Consider the following 15867-nt stretch of genomic DNA (forward strand, 5'->3'; position numbering starts at 1 on the left):
TTCCCCAGGTCAACGAGGTTATCATGAACTTTATAGAAAATATTTTCGCCGCCGCCCACGCCAACGGGCAAACCGCCCTTACCGAGGCGCAGTGCTACCAGGTTTTTAACCGCCTTGGTTTAGAAACGCCCAAGTGGCAGTTATTTGATATGGACGGCGAAAATTTTGAAGCTATAATATCATCTTTTGACGGCGACAAGCTGGCCTTAAAAATATCCTCGCCCGATATTCTGCACAAAACAGAAGTAGGCGGCGTAAAAATAGTAACCAAAACGGAAGCAAAAAAAACCTTTGAAGAATTTAAAAAGAAATTTCCCAAGGCCGAGGGGGTGCTGGCGGTGGAATTTGTAAAGTACACCCCATTTACCCTTGGCACAGAGCTTATGCTTGGCGTACGCGCGGACGAGGCCTTTGGCCCGCTTACAGTGCTTGGCCTGGGCGGTACGGGGGCGGAGTTTCTTACTAAAAATTTGAAACCGGGCGCCAGCCCAAGCATAGCGCTAAGCGCCAATGTGCACCCTGAGGAGTTTGTATCAAATAACCTTGCCGCCCATTACATGCACGGCCTTGTGCGCGGCGCCAAAAAGCACGCGGACATAAAACTGCTTACCAAATGGGTAAGCGCTATGAGCACGCTTATCAATTACTTTTCAGACGAAGCAGGCAATGCCTGGACCGTGGAAGAAGCAGAAATTAACCCGCTTGCCGTAAGTGAGGGCAAGCTGGTGGCGTTAGACGGCGTAATCCGCTTCCGCCAAGCAGAGAGCAAAACCCGCTCGCTGCCAAGCAAAGAGGGGCTGCGCAGTTTACTGCGCCCAAACAGCGTCGGCGTAGTGGGCGTGAGCGAGAAAAACATGAACATGGGCAGGATTATACTTAACAATATAATTTCCGCCGGCATGGCCAAAGAAAATATCTATATAGTAAAACCCGGCGAAACTAAAGAAATAGACGGCGTACCCTGCTACGCAACTTGCGCTGATTTGCCTGCCAAAATAGACTGCCTTATCATAACAGTACCCGCGGCCGCCGCGCCCGACGTTATTAAAGACGCCGCCGCCAGCGGTAAAATTAAAAGTATAGTTTTAATTTCCGGCGGAGTGGGGGAAAAGGAAGGCAGCGAAGGTTTAAAAGAAGATATAGAAAACCTGATAGTAGAAGCCCGCAAAACCAACCCCGACTTTATGCTTAACGGCGGCAATTCTTTGGGCATAGTGTCTAACCCATCCAAGGTTAACACGCTTTTTATTCCCAAGAACAAGCTTACCCCGCCGCTGGGCGTTAACGAAAAACTTAAACCTTGCGCGTTTTTAAGCCAAAGCGGGGCGTTTGTAGTATCCACGCTTAGCAAAAACCCGTGGTTAAAACCTGTTTACAGCGTAACAGTAGGCAACCAGCTTGACGCTACGGTTACAGACTACGCCTCTTACGCCGTGGAAGATGAAGACGTAAAAGTACTGCTGCTTTATATAGAAGGCTTTAAATTTATGGACGGCAGAAACTTAGTCAATGTAGTAGAACGCGCCAAGGAACTGAATAAAGACGTTATAATCTATAAGGCTGGCAGAACAGCGGCGGGCCAAAAGGCTGTTATGGGGCACACGGCCTCGATAGCGGGCTCCTACACCGTTACCAAAACCTTGCTTGAGCGCGCGGGCGCTATAATGGCGGACACGTTTGAGGAATTTGAAACGTTGGCCAACATGTGCATGTCTTACAACAGGACCAACGGCAAAACATTTATGATAAGCAACGGCGGCTTTGAAACCAGCGGCATGGCCGACAATATTGAAGACGGCGACGTTATAACCTGCCCGTTCCCGTCTGACAAACTAAAAGAAGAAATGAAAGCCGTACTTAAAACCTATAAACTTGACAGCATTGTAGACGTGCGCAACCCCTTTGACATCACGCCCATGGCGCCCGACGCCGCCTACTTTGACATAATATCCGCCGCCGCCAAAAGCGGCGAGTACGGCCAAATAGTGTATTCCATGATACCGCTGTCCCCCGTGGTAAAAACTTTGCCCGAGGAAAACCCCGATGTTTTTGCCAAACTGGCCAAGCTAAAAGAAGAAACAGGCTTACCCGTATACGTTGTGGTGGCGGGGGGAGAGAAGTTTGACGTTTACGCCAGTATGGGCCGCGCGGAAGGGTTTGTTGTAATGCGCGACGCCGACAAGCTGGTAAAAATGATAACCAAGTTTGTTAAGTAAATTACAATAAAAAAGCCCCGCAAAACGCGGGGCTTTTTTATATTAGTATATCTCTATACTGTCAAAAACCGCGTCTGAAACCGCGTCCCTGCTGTTCTCCACTCTGTGGGTGGCGGCAATTGTCCACAGGTCGTTACCGTCAACACACACCATAACTTTGTTTCTGGTGGAAAGACCTTTTAGGGTAAAGTCGCGGCGCTCACAGTCCACATTATCAATATTAACGGGCATAATTTCATAGTCAGATTTGCTGAAGGGAAAGTGCTCCATAATACTGTTAAACATTGTTTCTATATCCGGCTCCCCGTAAAACGTTGAGTGCCTTAGGGAAAACGCCAGGCCCGTAACATCACTGTCATAGGAGTAAACCTGATGTTCTGCTATTATTTCTTTAAACGCGGGGTCAGTAATTTCAGGCTCAAGAGTGAGAGTATAGGGGAACTCCACGCTTATACCGCCCTCAAGGTACTGCCTGGACGCTTGGGGTACGGTTTTAAGCGGCGGCGGCGTTTTAAACTCCGCCGCGAAGCTAAAGTATAAAACAATAAAAGTAAATATTAAAGCAAGAATATCAGATATAACCAAAAAACCTTCCTTCTTACTTACGCCGCCGGTACCGTTAATAATAACCTGCATTACGGTAAGCAATACCGCCTGCACAAGCATGAAAAATATAACAAATAACAGCACAGGCATAATTTTAAACAGTATTTGTATAAATATTAATACAAGCGGGATAATATAGAGAGCGGCGCTCTTTTTATATTTATTTACCAAAATCTCCGTCAGCGGGAAAATAAATATGAGCGAAAACACCGCGCGCCAAAACGGCATTATTTTGGAATATGCCGGTGTGTTTTTCTTAAGCGTAGCCCATTGTTTATAGCACCAAAACGCTATGTAAACGCCCATAGTAAAAAACATTAAAATAAAAACTTTTACCGGGGATATTCTTCTAAACACCGGCGGGGTGTTGTCTGGCTGCTTGGCAGGCTGCGCAGGTGCGGGGGGAATATTTTGCGCGTCCGCTAAATTATTATTAACATAAATTCTTTGCATAGTTCTCCTATAACGTTATTTATCTGAAATTATGCAGCGTTTTTTACCTGCTTTTATAAAAACTTCTCTTGTATCCACAAAATATTTTTTAGGGTTTTTTACGTCGAAAAAAACATTTAATTCCTCCGGTATAAAGGGGGAAGGCTGAAAGTCAAACCCATGGCTTTTGTATATAACGCCGTTGTCGTCTTTAACTTCAATATAATAAACCGTTCTGCTGGTGTTTTTGCTTCTCTTTACCACATGCGTAGTGCGTGAAAAGCGCATAGGCTGCACGGCGCCGTATTTCAAAAGTTTATTGGCGCGCCTTACCCGTAAAATATCCATTATTATAACAGGGGCAAACATAAGCGTAAGCACGGCGAGCATAAAGAGCGCCGGGTAAAACTTGCTACCGCTGTTATTAATACCCGCAAAAAAGAATATGGCAAAAATAAAAACCATCACCGCCATAGCTATATATATTTTTAAATTGTGTTTATACTCGTGCATTTTAATTCCCCGTTACAATTCATATTACAAATTTTTGAAATAAAAAATACTATTGACAAAACATAAATTAAGTTCTATAATTCTAGAATCATGGAACTAGTTTCCATACACTTTGGAGGACGTATGAAAATATCACAAGTAGGTAATATTTTTGCGGCGCTGTCGCAGGAATCACGTTTGAAAATATTCCGCACGCTGGTAAAACACGGCGACAAAGGCCTGTGCGCGGGCGATATAAGTAAAGAGCTTAAAATAACAAAAAACACTCTTTCTTTTCACCTGCTGCTGCTTACCCAGGCGGGGCTTTTGCAAAAGCGTAAGGAGGGATTATTCCTTTTTTATTCTGTCAATTTTGAGGCTATTAAAGACATAATAGATTTTCTGTTAGTAGACTGCTGCGCGGCTGAGGGGGCATGCACCAGGTGTAACGTGTTTGACGCTCTTGAGGAAAAACACCGCGAAAATTGCCACTGCGACCACGACAAGGAAGCGGCGGCCCCGGCAAAAACTAAAAAAACAATAAAAAAGAGGAAATAACTATGTTTGATAAATTAATTAAAAAATTTGATAAATGGCTTAAAAAAGAATCTGAAAAACCCTGTCACTGCGGTGACAAATCAGGCGTGTGCGAAAAGGACGGTAAATAGCTATGGAGACCCTGGTAAACAACCTGCTTACAACCGCCGGGCTGGACATTACAACCCGCTTTGGCGGCGCGGTGTCATTTTTTATATACGACAGCATTAAAATTTTACTGCTGCTGTTCTTTATGATATCTGCCATTGGCGTGGTGCGCACGTATTTTGGCAAAGATAAAATGGAAAAGTACCTTGGCAGCAGAAATAAATTTATAAGCAGTTTTTTTGCCGCCTTATTCGCTATTTTTACGCCGTTTTGTTCGTGCTCATCCGTACCTATATTTTTAAGTTTGGTAAGAATGAGAATACCTTTTGCCGCCAGCATTTGTTTTTTGGCGGTGTCGCCGCTTGTTAACGAATACCTTGTGGCGCTTATGCCCGGCTACTTTGGCATAAAAATAGTAGCTATTTACATAATAGGCGGCATAACCGTGGGTATGGCCGGCGGCTGGGTGCTGGAAAAACTGGGTATGGAAAAATATATTGAGGCGCACGCCAGCGGCAACGCGCCGGAAAACATGGTTTTTAACAGTTTTAAAGAAAGAGTTTCTTTTGGCGTTAACGAGGGCAAAGACATAGTAAAAAAATTGTGGATATGGATTTTGGCGGGCGTCGCGCTGGGCGCCGCCATACATAATTATGTGCCCGATGAAACTATACTTAAAATAGCCAACTTTGGCGGCGTTTTCAGCGTGCCTTTAGCGGTGCTTATAGGCGCGCCCGTATACGGCAGCTGCGCGGGCGTGGTGCCCATAGCGGTGGTAATGTTTAGTAAGCCAATTCCCCTGGGGACGACGCTGGCGTTCTTAATGTCCGTATCAGCCATGAGCCTGCCCGAGGCCATACTGCTAAGAAGCGTGATGAAACTGAAACTTTTGGCGGCGTTTTTTGCTACTATAATTGTTGGAATAATCATACTTGGTTACGCCATCAATTTTATAGCGCCTTACGTTTTATAAGGGGGAAACATGTACCTGCCAAACAAAGAAAGATACGACAAAATGGTGTACCGCCGCTGCGGTAACAGCGGCATAAGGCTGCCGTTAATATCGCTGGGCCTGTGGCACAACTTTGGCGACGGGGACGATTTTGACAATATGGTAGAAATGCTTACAACAGCCTTTGACCTTGGCATAACCCACTTTGATCTTGCCAACAACTATGGGTTCCCTGTTGTAGGAAGCGCCGAAGAAAACTTTGGCACTATAATTAACGACGAACTTTACCGCTACCGTGACCAAATGATAATATCTACCAAAGCGGGTTACACCATGTGGGAAGGCCCGTATGGCGACTGGGGCAGCCGCAAATATTTGCTGTCCAGCTTAGACGCCAGCCTTAAACGTATGCGCCTTGATTATGTGGATATTTTTTATTCGCACCGTTTTGACCCTAATACACCTTTAGAGGAAACCATGGGCGCCTTAGCCTCCGCCGTTAAACAGGGCAAAGCTTTGTACGTAGGCATATCTAACTACGGGCCGGAGGAAACCAAACAGGCCGTGGCCATACTAAAAAATATGGGCGTGCCGCTGTTAATACACCAGCCCAAATATTCTATGTTTGTAAGAACGCCTGAAGAGGGGCTGTTTAAAACGCTTAAAGAGACAGGCGTGGGTTCCATAGTATTCAGCCCGTTGGCGCAGGGCCTTTTGGCCGGGCGCTACCTTAACGGTATACCGCTGGACTCCAGGGTAAAAACATCCGGCATTTTTCTTAAAGAAGAGTCTATTACCGAGGAAAATGTGGAGAAGACCAAAAAGCTTAACGAGATAGCCATTGCACGCGGCCAAAACTTAGCGCAAATGGCTTTGGCCTGGGTTTTACGTGAAGACTGCGTAACATCCGCCCTTATAGGCGCCAGCCGCGCGGAGCAGATAATAGATAACGTAAAAGCGTTGGCCAACCTGGACTTTACCAAAGAAGAACTGGACGCTATAGATAAAATATTAGGTTAATATAATAATAAAGTCATGCTGAGGAGGCGCGCCAACGCGTCTACGTAGGCATCTACCGCTTTGAAACTATTGTAGTTTTTATAAGGTAGATCCTCACGTTTTTGCGTTGACGCAAAAACTCAGGATGACTTTATTTTTTTGATATCTCAAAAAATATTAAAAAAACGTAACTTCGGGCGCGGCGGACGCGCCGCTAAAGTGCGTGTGTACGGCGTAGCGTAACGCGTCCATAGTATGGTCGTTAAACTTAACGGGCTCTTCCAGCACAACGCCGTTAAGGTCGGTCTTCCATGAATATGTTTGTATTTCTTGAGTAAGATTGGCCGAGCCTTTTACTATAAACAGCTTTTTGGCTTTCAAACTCAAAATACCCTGTTTTACCGCCTTATGGGCGGGTTTTACGTTAAAGCCGGCCTGCGCTATTTCTTGTATCCTGTCAGGCTCGGCGGCGTCGGCGTAGATAGTTTGGTGGCGCTCTGCGGGGGGAATGTGGCGGGCAAGCTCTTTTATTAAATCCCCGTTGGTAAGGCCTGACGCATACAGCTTTTCCTCCGCAGTTAACCCGGCGTCGGTTATATAAACCTTAACAAGCGCGCTGGGGTTATTAAAACCAAAGTCCAGGCCCCATATAATGTCGTCCGTCTGCGGCGGAGCATCGACAAAAGTATAATTATCATAAATAACGCTTTTACTCTGCCCCCACTGGCCAAGGGCAAAAATACGGTAGTAGTTTTCATCCGCAGTACGTAAGCTGAGCAAGGTGTTGACATAGTCTTTACTTAAAAAAGGATTGTCTTTGTAAGAACTGTGTATAACCTGCGTATCCGCCGCAGCAAGCAGTTTTGTGGCTATCCAGGACTCTGCGTCAGATGGGTTGAGAGTTAAAAATATTTGGTTTTTATGCCCCTGTGCGGCGGGGGCGGAAAGGCGGGTAAGCAGCGTAATATAGTCGTCGTAGGTAAACTCAGTCGCTTCTTCCATCCATATATAGTTAAACTCTGAGGAGCGTATTTTCTCAGGGTCGTCCAGTGAAAAAAACTGCACCCTGCTGCCGCCAAGCATATAATAATGTTCCATTTTATTATGCTTTTTGGCGTTATACAGGCCGTACTTTTTAAGCAGGTCTATAAATAAGCGATAGGCCGTCATTTTTAAGGCAGGCATGGTTTTGCGGGTTATGCCTACCGTTATACCCTGCAGGTTTTGCGCGCGCATTATAAGCAGCTGCGCCAAAGCGTAACTTTTACCGCTGCGCGCGCCGCCTACGTTTACCACAGTGCGGGCCGCCGCTTTATTGTTTGCCTTAAAAACACGCGCCACTATGGCTTTAAGCGGCGGTTGTGTCATCGGTTAATTCCGTAAATATAATTTGCGCGCCTTGCGGGGAGGACGCGGGCTGTGCGGCGGGCTTTGATTTATTGTATTTCTCTGGCAAGCGGTTGCTTAGGGCAAAGGAAAGGATACTGGCGGATTTGGTTTTTAAAGCGGCGTCTAAGAAAGCCAGTTCAAGTTTAAGGTTAACTATACTGTCAAATTTGGCGCTAAATTCCCGGTCTTTTTCCAAATAACCGTAAAAACGCATAAATTCAAGCCCCGCGGCTTCCAGCGCGGCTTCCACGCTTTGTGGTTTTTGTAATTCTTTAAGAAATGCTTTTTTGCTTTTTGCGGCGGTACTATGGTCCGCCTTAGGTTTAAAAATATTGTCTAATGTCATAATGTCATAAATTTGGGTTTTATGACGGCTTCCTGCCATGTATTATACCAAATTTTAGTTTACATATCAACTAATCGGCCGCGCAAGAATTTGGTAGAATTTAAATATGGCTATATTAAAAGAATTTATTATTGTCGGGCTGGGCGGTTTTTTAGGCGCGGGCGGCAGACATGTTATTAATGTATACCTTGCCGAGCATACGCTCAGGCACGGGTTCCACTTTGGTACGTTGGCGGTTAATATAATAGGCTCTTTCCTTATAGGTCTGCTGGCGGCGCAGACTTCTAACCACCTGAGACTATTTTTGGTAGTGGGTATTTTAGGCGGGTTTACCACGTTTTCGGCCTTTTCATATGAGACGGTAGGTCTGCTGCAAAACGGGGCGGTAGTTAAAGGGCTGTTAAATATATTTTTAAATGTTACACTTTGTTTAATAGGCGTGTTTATCGGCCTTAAAACAGCAAAATTATTTTTTTAAAACAGGAGGGTATATGACAAAAATAATGACAGAATATTTGGGGGACGACCAAGTAAAATCCACCCACGAACATACCAAAGACACTATGGTAACGGATTTGCCGCCTGATAACGGGGGTAAAGGCAGAACGTTTTCACCTACAGATATTTTTGCAGCGTCTCTTGGCGCTTGCGCTTTAACAATTATGGGCAAACTGGCCGAGCGTAAAGGGCACGACCTTAAAGGCGCTAAAATAGAGGTAGATAAAATTATGGCCGACAGCCCGCGCCGCGTTGGCAAGTTTATTTTACAAATTGAACTGCCCGCTAACCTTACCGCGGAAGAAAAGGCTATGTATGTAAACACATTACACAGCTGTCCGGTGCATAACTCTTTAAACCCGGAAATTAAAGTTGAGGTAAATGTAAAATAGTCCTATAAAAAAGTCCTACAAAATTTAGCTAAAAAAGTTCATGTTTTTAAAAATCTTAAAAACATGAACTTTTTTGTTTTTTACCATTTCAAGCATTTCTTAGACGTAAAACCCACTTTTATATCATTTTTGGCATAGTACAAAAGTCCTATGTCCGCGTAGGCCTTTTGGCCCTGGTTAAAAAATTTTTTTAGTGTTAGAATTCAAGTGTAAGGCAATAAAATATGTACTAACACGGGGAATTTAATATGAGGAATACTTTATTAAACGGCATCAAAAAAACAATTTCTATTTTACTTATCACAAGCATGATTTCAAATATTTCAATAGATCTGCTTGCGCAGACAACCTCTTTACCTAAACTTAAAAACCCCAAAAAACAGGACGTTCTTCAGCAATATTTAAACACTCTTTCCACCAACCCGTTCCCCACGGGCAGCAAGGAAAATGAGCTTTACAGTAAAAAATCCCTAGAATTAAACTCAGAAGCTAACCAAAGGTTTAAAGATTGCAGCCCTTGCACGCTTAATGTCGTAAAACAGCAGCATGTAGAACTGCCATTAAACCTTTACAAGGGCACCCTTAACGACCCTATCACAGGCAAAGCGGAGATTATTAAACATCTGCTTACAACGCCTGCCCCAAAAATAGTAAAAGAAGAAAAAACCTTAAACAAAGCTGAGTTTGCCGCCGAGTTTAAAAAAGACATAGACACCCAAGCCCAGCAAATGCTGCAAAACGCAAAAAAACAATACGAAAGATACCAGCGTGACGTAAAAAAAGAAGCCAAAAACTACGCCGATATATATACTGCGCAGGAAGTGGAAGCGTGGGCAAGCGAGCAAAACGCTTCACTTGAAACCTGGTTTAAAGACGTGCAGCAGCAAGTTAAATTAATTCAGACAAACGAGAAAAAGCTTGCCAATAAAAAATATGAAGAATATAAAAAACATATAGCCCAGGCGGAAGAAGAAGCCAACCACGAAGCATTCAGATACCTTAAAGACATTGCCCAGGAATTAATGACGCTCTACGCCAAAGACAAACAAAAAATGGAAAGGTATTTGGTTGAGCTCACCCCCATGCTTTTAATGGTCACCTATAAAGGTGAAAGATTATTTAGCAAAACAGAAAACGCCACCTTAAGAAACCTTTACAGAAAAACACTGGCCAACTCTAAATCCTGCACAGAATACGCCAGCTGCGCGCCGCACCTTAACTCTTTAGCGGGCCTGGGCATAGTGGGCGACGCCGATGACCTTATGCCTATAAATAGTTTTATTAACTCCCACCTGCAGCACGCGGAGTCTGTAAAAATTATATCCACAGGCATCAGCGCTTTAGCCGCTCTTAAAGCCTACGGCGAAATTAACGGCATTATAAACGGCGTGGCAACCAAAGACAGAAAACTGGAAGATATTGACCTTCTTAGCGTAGGAACCTATGTTACGGCCGCCGCCAATAAAGACGGCCAGTACCTTGGTAACATAAGCAAATATAACCAGTATGTAATGGATAACAATGTTAAAAACAACGTTTGGTTTGACGTTGCGCTTATTTTGGCCAGAGACGGCTCCCCTAAAGCTTTAGATATTTTAAGAAAACAAGGCGTGGAAAAATGTACCGTTAAATTCGAAAGAGAGTTAGATTTTACATCCAATGCTTACATAAACTGCAACAGCGCGTTAATGCCCTTTTTAGTGGGCGCTTTAGTATCCAAGAAAAGCGGCGCGGATAAATATAATAAACAGCCCGTGATAACAAATACGCACAACCTTATAGCCAGCGGCAAAACTGTTGTTTATACGCACCAAGACCTTGCCAACAGCAAAATTGAAGCGCAGAACTATACAAACAATTTCTTCTATTACGCAAAAAAGATGGGCGTAACACCCGCCGAAGCGGTGGCCGCGCATATCATAAACAGAGACTTTGGCGACATAGACGCCAAGCAAGAAGAGTATATTGACACGCAGCTTGACAATATATACGGTGTAAGACTTAAAAATAAATATAACAGCTACGCGGTAATTGACAGCGCGAAATTAAAAGCTAAAGAATCAAGAGTAAGCAACTTTGATTCATGGCGCACATTCGCCTCAGTAGCTGACGTGGGCATACTTGTATGGTGCGCGTGGGACATTACAAAATTAGGCACTAAAGGCGTTAGGGGTATATATAAATTTATGGGCCCCAACATGTACCATACCATCAGAATAGCGCGTTTAGGGAAAGAATCAACAACCTCCGGATACCTGCTTAAAAATATGACTTACGGCAGATATCTGGTAAATAAGAGAACAGCCCTTGCCAAAGCTTCCACAAGAATAAAAAACGGTATTTCCGCGCCTGTTCTGGAGGATATTAAAAAATTTACCTCCGCCAAATTACCTATAGAGTTTGTGCCCCCGGCGCCCAACTCTACAATGCAGAATGTATTTAAAACAGCCAGGTTTACCGCTGAAACGGGTAAGCTTGCCGTAGACGCTAAAAAAGCGTATAGATTGTCACAAGACAACCCCGGCAGAGTGCTTGATATTATTAAAGCCAAAAATGAAATTATGCCCGCGCTTAACAGCAGCATACAAAACACACAGCTTGGCAGGCCCAAGGCATTAGCCAGACTTGCGCCCAAAACAGTATTTAAAAGTTCTTTAGTAAAAGGCGGTAAAGAGTTTATATACGGCGCCGACTATCTTACAGCTTTTGAAAAAGGCTCCGCCATAGACATGCTGGCCAATGTAAAAATAACTAAAGACATAAAAACCTTTATAGCATCATTAAAACAGGCGGAAGAGGGTTTTACCGCGGCGCAGGTAAACACCAGATTCATGAAAGATAAAAAGAGCCTCATCCTCTTTAGAAAAGCGGAAGACGGCACCCCTGAGCAGGTTGAGTCTGTAAGAATTTTCTTAGAGGGCTCTATCCCTGGCGTAAACAGAACATTATTCCGTCATTCTAAAAAGAAAACCGCTGACCTTGCCAGCGTTTACCTTACCGACGCTAAAAGAGGGGAGAGCGGCACATTTCTTAAATTTATAAAAAGTGATAACAGGGGTATAGACGCGGATTTCTTTAAAATAAAACTTAATAAAGAAAGCGTTAGCGATATCTTAAAATTCGCCAATCAAACCACTCTTAAAGAACCTTTTGTTTTAAAATTGGTGCCCGAATATTCCGGCGCCCAGAAAGCCGCGCAAATGGTTAAGTTTGAAGTACCGTCTTTCTTTAAAGGCAAAAAACATCTTACATCTCAGGAAATGCCCGTTTTCTTTAAAAACGCTTCCGGCGTGGAAGAAGCCTCTAACATTAAAGTTCTTGCCGACGGCAGATTTAAAGGCGGCAAACTTATTTTAAACTCAGACAACTCCGTAAGCATATTTAACGCTTACGGCAAGCAGTTTAATAATAATTTCGGCCTTTACCTGCCTAAAGCGCAGTTAGATAACTTTATGGAAATAGCCGGCGCCGCTAACAAGGTAAATAAAGATTTAAACCTTAACCTTACGCTTACCGGCAGCAAAAATAAAATTAACCCGTTATTTTTCACAACGGCTATCAGCTTAAGCGCGGCGTCGTCAGGTTTGGTGGGCCCACTGGAAAATACATTTAAAACGGACGATTCCACCATCACCATGATAACAATCGGTTTTCCTTACGCGGCGTCCGCGGCGTCACCGTTGTTTGCCCCGTTGGTTAAAAGATATGGCGCGGCCAATATGTTAAAGGCCAGCAGTCTTATAGCGCTGGGCGCGCTTTCAATACCCACAGCTTACGGCTATAACGGTTTTGGCAATATTTATGCCGGCAACCCTGATAACCCCAGCGTAACGCCTTTGCTTGCCTCCGCGTCACTTGTGGGCGTTTCCGCGGCGTTAACCAGGTCATCCATTAACCCGCTTATGGACGCTATCGGCGGCGGCGGTAACTTTCTTAAATCAATGGTGTTTAAAAACTTCAGTTCATTTGCCATGATAGCGCCGCCTCTTATTTTCAATTCGTTTGGTAAAGACAGAACCAACAAGGACGGCACGCCGCTTTTGGATGAAAATAATAAACCCGTGCGCTTTACAGACTTCGCTCTTTCTTACCCTGTGCTTGCGGCGGTAACAGGCTCGTCTTTAGTCTGGCTGCAAAAATCAAAACTGCCCAACACAATTGGCAGAATAGAAGAAATTAAAGGCACCACCAAAACCCAAACTCTTAAAAATATGAGCGCGGACGCTTGGAAGTCAGTCAAAACAGTGGGCCATAAAGAAGTAGTGGCGCCCATGATAGGCGGTACTCTTGTGGTGGGGGCGGAATCCGCTTTAGTTAACAAGTACAGCAACAGCACGGCAAACATATACGTGGATGAAGTTATGGATGTAGGTTCAGACGTCAGGCCTATTATAGCTACCTCCGCTCTTATAACCGCGCCGCTTATAGTAAGATGGAATTCTAAAAAAATTATCAGCGCTCTTGGCGGTGAAGCAAACCCCGCGGCTTACAGCAGGTTACTGGCGGGCTCTTTAGCTACCGCAGGTACGGGCACAGCTTTATTAATGACACAAGACAGCCCCGCGACATTTGCCGGCGGCATGGCGCTTACGGCGGCGGGCTTTGCCAGCACCACGCAGGGTATACAGAAACTTGGCCAGCTTAACCTTAAAAATAAACTCGCCATGGTTACTGAACTTAACAAAGCGGGCCGCTTCTCTTCAGAATTTGCCAAAGGCGGAGAGTTGTCTAAAAACCTGAAATCAGCCGCTACAATAGACAAGTCTTTCATAGAGGGCTATAACGTTATGTACCCCGGTATACACGTAGGTATGGCGTTTATACCGCTGATACCGGCGAATATAGTAAAAGAGCAAACCTCTGAGAGTGACAGCAAAATTGAAAAAAACAAAGTCTTCCAACAAAACCTTTGGGCGCCCGCGGCCGCGCTTGGCATAGGCAGTATGTTTGTAGGTAAAAATATGCTTAACGCCTCTAAAACAACACGCATGCTTACAGATGTTAAAGCAGGTAAATCGCTGCAGCAGTTTAACCAGGGCGCTCAGTATAGAACAGCCGCCGCGCTGGGCATAGGTTTAACGCTGCCGCAAAAAACAAAAGCCATGCTTGAGGAAACATATGAACCGCAGTTTTACAAAGCGCAGGACTTTGGGTTCTTAGAGCAGCACCTTAAACCCGCCGACTATGTGGACATGCCGAAACTGGACGTAACAACGGCTCCGTATAATAAAAATATGCCTGAGGACGCGGCTAGAAAATAATCTGAGTAAATATCAAAATAAAAAATCCCGCCGGATATAACGCCCGGCGGGATTTTTTTATATACACATACTAAAAATAAGGCGTAAGCAGCCTAAAAAGCTTGTTTCTAAGCTTTTTTAATGTGGGCAGGGCTTTGTAGTGGGCAAGCGTTTGCGGGGCGGATTCTTTAATTTTAGCGTGCGCGTATTTATCCATTTGCGCGCCAAAATCTTTAGACAAACATTCAATACACGCTTCAAAATTAAGCTTAAAGCTGCGTTCGTCCCAATTGGCCGAACCTATAATACTCCACACCCCGTCAATAACAAATACTTTACTGTGGTCAAACGGCTCCTGACTGTGGTAAATATTTACGCCTTTGGCCAGCAAACGCTCATAGTTGGCGGCGGGCGCCCACTCAAAAATTTTCTGGTCGCTCTTTTTAGGCAAAATAAGGTTAACCTCCACGCCGCGCATAGCGGCCATTTCCACCGCCACAAGCACGGTCTCGTTTGGTAAAAAGTAAGGGGTAACAATATTAATTGTTTTGGCGGCGGAGTTTAAAGCGGCCAAAAACAAAAGTTCTATCTTGCCAAAATCTTCATCCGGCCCGTCTGGTATTAAACGGCAGTACGCGCCGCCCGTTATGGTTTTACCCTGATAGCTAAGCGGTTTAAAGCGGCGGTGGGTGGTAAAAAACCAGTCCTGCAAAAACAGGCTGCCTATCTTGGTGATTACAGGGCCTTCTATTTTAAAAGTAATATCTTGCACGGCGTCAGGGTGGTTTTCGGCAAGAATGTTGGGCGCGCTTATATTCATACCGCCAAATACCGCGGCCTCGCCGTCTACCACAAGTATTTTGCGGTGGTTGCGCAGGTTTATAAACGGCAGTTTAACGGGGCTTTTGGTAGGCAGGAAAAACGCGTACTGCAAATTTTTATTAGCCGTGCTAAGCATTTGCACAACTTTTCTGCGCCATTTTCCTATGCCCACGGCGTCCAGCATAACACGCACGCGCACTCCGCGCTGCGCGGCGGCGGTAAGGGCGGCGCAAAACTTTTCGCCTATTGAGTCACCGTCAAAAATATAACTGGTAAGCAGCACCTCGCGCTTTGCGCCGTTAATAAGGCGCAGCATTTCGGGGTAGGCCTGGTCGCCATTAACAAGCGGGGTTACAATATGGCCTGGCCTCATTACTTCAGGGTGTATATTCATACCCAGTTTAAAAAATGTTAAGTCCTCGTCTTTAAGTTTAGCCGCTATTTCAGGGGGAACTTTCTTTTTTAAGAATTCAAAATCTTTTTTATAGTTATGGTGGCGCAACTTTCTGGCGCGGCGCCTTACACGGTTAATACCCAATATAACGTAAATTATGCCGCCCAGTACAGGCGTAAGCCATACAAGCGCTATCCAGCCTATAGCGGCCTTAACATCCTCTTTATGCAGTAAAATATGACAAGTAAGGCTTACCGCCAGTACTAAATAAAACAGTACCGCGAAAAAATAATAAACTCCGCTGTGCGTGCCCGCAATGGCTGTAGTTATATCCATACATTAATTATAAAAGTTTTTTAGAGAAATAAAAGGATAAGTAATTTATTAGAACACAGCATCGTATTGATATTAAGTTTTTAAATAATGTTTTACTTTCTCCCTTTG

General features: G+C 44.5%; 12 protein-coding genes. 7 read left to right on the forward strand and 5 right to left on the reverse strand.

The genetic code is table 11. The annotated features are described in order from the left end of the window. Positions 1–23: 23 nt before the first annotated feature. Positions 24–2216, forward strand: coding sequence for an acetate--CoA ligase family protein (locus AAIR98_RS06280; protein ID WP_423971343.1), 2193 nt, complete (start codon positions 24–26; stop codon positions 2214–2216). 42 nt (positions 2217–2258) lie between these two features. On the opposite strand, the gene AAIR98_RS06285 is transcribed toward AAIR98_RS06280, so the two are convergent. Continuing rightward, on the reverse strand, positions 2259–3275 hold the full coding sequence (locus AAIR98_RS06285) for a hypothetical protein (protein WP_423971344.1): 1017 nt from the start codon (positions 3273–3275) through the stop codon (positions 2259–2261). Between the two features lie 15 nt (positions 3276–3290). After that, complete coding sequence (locus AAIR98_RS06290; protein ID WP_423971345.1) at positions 3291–3767, reverse strand: hypothetical protein; 477 nt, start codon at positions 3765–3767, stop codon at positions 3291–3293. A 123-nt stretch (positions 3768–3890) separates the two neighbouring features. Here AAIR98_RS06290 and AAIR98_RS06295 point away from each other — a divergent pair, with 123 nt between their 5' ends. From AAIR98_RS06295 to mgrA, 3 genes are all read left to right on the forward strand, one after another. Next, a complete protein-coding gene (locus AAIR98_RS06295; protein WP_423971346.1) occupies positions 3891–4304 on the forward strand; it encodes an ArsR/SmtB family transcription factor in 414 nt (137 codons plus the stop codon). Between the two features lie 112 nt (positions 4305–4416). Continuing rightward, positions 4417–5364 (forward strand): permease, encoded by a 948-nt coding sequence (locus AAIR98_RS06300; RefSeq protein ID WP_423971347.1) that lies wholly within the window; start codon positions 4417–4419, stop codon positions 5362–5364. A 9-nt stretch (positions 5365–5373) separates the two neighbouring features. Beyond that, positions 5374–6363 carry an L-glyceraldehyde 3-phosphate reductase gene (gene mgrA / locus AAIR98_RS06305; protein ID WP_423971348.1) on the forward strand — a complete coding sequence of 330 codons (990 nt, stop codon included), beginning with the start codon at positions 5374–5376 and terminating at the stop codon, positions 6361–6363. 156 nt (positions 6364–6519) lie between these two features. On the opposite strand, the gene AAIR98_RS06310 is transcribed toward mgrA, so the two are convergent. After that, the gene (locus AAIR98_RS06310; protein ID WP_423971349.1) at positions 6520–7710 is read right to left on the reverse strand and encodes a PBSX family phage terminase large subunit; all 1191 of its coding nucleotides are present in this window, start codon (positions 7708–7710) and stop codon (positions 6520–6522) included. Continuing rightward, a complete protein-coding gene (locus AAIR98_RS06315; protein WP_423971350.1) occupies positions 7691–8116 on the reverse strand; it encodes a hypothetical protein in 426 nt (141 codons plus the stop codon). Before AAIR98_RS06315 ends, AAIR98_RS06310 begins: the two co-directional genes overlap by 20 nt. 73 nt (positions 8117–8189) lie before the next feature. On the opposite strand from AAIR98_RS06315, the gene crcB reads away from it, so the two are divergent. From crcB to AAIR98_RS06330, 3 genes are all read left to right on the forward strand, one after another. After that, on the forward strand, positions 8190–8555 hold the full coding sequence (gene crcB, locus AAIR98_RS06320) for a fluoride efflux transporter CrcB (protein ID WP_423972039.1): 366 nt from the start codon (positions 8190–8192) through the stop codon (positions 8553–8555). Between the two features lie 13 nt (positions 8556–8568). After that, complete coding sequence (locus tag AAIR98_RS06325; protein WP_423971351.1) at positions 8569–8967, forward strand: OsmC family protein; 399 nt, start codon at positions 8569–8571, stop codon at positions 8965–8967. Between the two features lie 248 nt (positions 8968–9215). Next, positions 9216–14228, forward strand: a complete 5013-nt coding sequence (locus tag AAIR98_RS06330; protein ID WP_423971352.1) for an MFS transporter — start codon at positions 9216–9218, stop codon at positions 14226–14228. A 70-nt stretch (positions 14229–14298) separates the two neighbouring features. Here the strand turns inward: AAIR98_RS06330 and AAIR98_RS06335 are convergent, their stop codons facing one another. Beyond that, positions 14299–15759, reverse strand: a complete 1461-nt coding sequence (locus AAIR98_RS06335; RefSeq protein ID WP_423971353.1) for a phospholipase D-like domain-containing protein — start codon at positions 15757–15759, stop codon at positions 14299–14301. Positions 15760–15867 lie beyond the last annotated feature (108 nt).

This window comes from Elusimicrobium simillimum (genome assembly GCF_049639735.1).
In the GTDB taxonomy this organism is placed as follows: Bacteria; Elusimicrobiota; Elusimicrobia; order Elusimicrobiales; family Elusimicrobiaceae; genus Elusimicrobium; species Elusimicrobium simillimum.